The 877-nt window shown below is 21.3% G+C and carries 1 protein-coding gene; it reads left to right on the forward strand.

The window, feature by feature from the left end; genetic code table 4:
• Positions 1-675 (forward strand): DUF3688 family protein (locus D9R21_RS07800; RefSeq protein WP_158614008.1); only part of this gene is annotated, 675 nt, incomplete at its 5' end.
• Positions 676-877: the final 202 nt, after the last annotated feature.

An 877-nucleotide genomic window follows, 5' to 3' on the forward strand; every position in this document is an offset into this window, starting at 1 on the left:
TATTGAAAAGACATTTGTTTAGTTGATAATAATGGAATGCCACAATATTTTGCGTGAAGTTTTTATCCTAATTATTTTAAATCAGTTTATCGTTGAAATAATAACAGTGAACCTAATACACCAATTATTGATGAAAAAAATGGACAAATTACAGATTGAAATTTAAAAAATCAAAATACTATCAACAACAATGATGAAATTAAAATAAATGTTAAAAGCAAAGATATTTCAGAAAATCCTATTTATCAACTAGAAGCAAATTACTTCAATTGATTATCCATAACAAATGAATTAGAAACAAATAACATCCCTTCTCTTATTCCGGCAGAAGTTAAATTATCAGATGGTGAATATGGCAAATATTTAACTAATTTAATTGTTTCTAATAACAAAATAGAAGATTATTTAAACTATTTTTCACAATGATATATATTACTTTATTCTAGGGCAGTTTGAGCAAATATGACTAAAGATTTAATTGAAGATAGTATTAAAATAAATTTTTTTAAACACGAAAAATTATATAATTTAAATCAAATTGAAATATCAGGGATATGGGGATATGGAAATTATGATATTACAATTTTTACAGAAAAAGAACAAATTAATATTAATAATCTACAACTATTTAATAAAAATAATGAAAAACTATCATTAATTACATTAGAAATATAAAAACTCATTTAATTAATTAAATGAGTTTTTATATTTATTAATCTTCAACTTTTATTTCACCAGTTTTAGAATCAATATCTAAATTAGGAATATTTGCATTAAAATTTCAACGATAAACTGATTTAAAATAATTAGGATAAAAACTTCACGCAAAATATTGTGGCATTCCATTATTATCAACTAAACAAATGTCTTTTCAATA

The organism is Spiroplasma endosymbiont of Megaselia nigra (assembly GCF_003987485.1).
Lineage (GTDB): Bacteria > Bacillota_I > Bacilli_A > Mycoplasmatales > Mycoplasmataceae > Spiroplasma.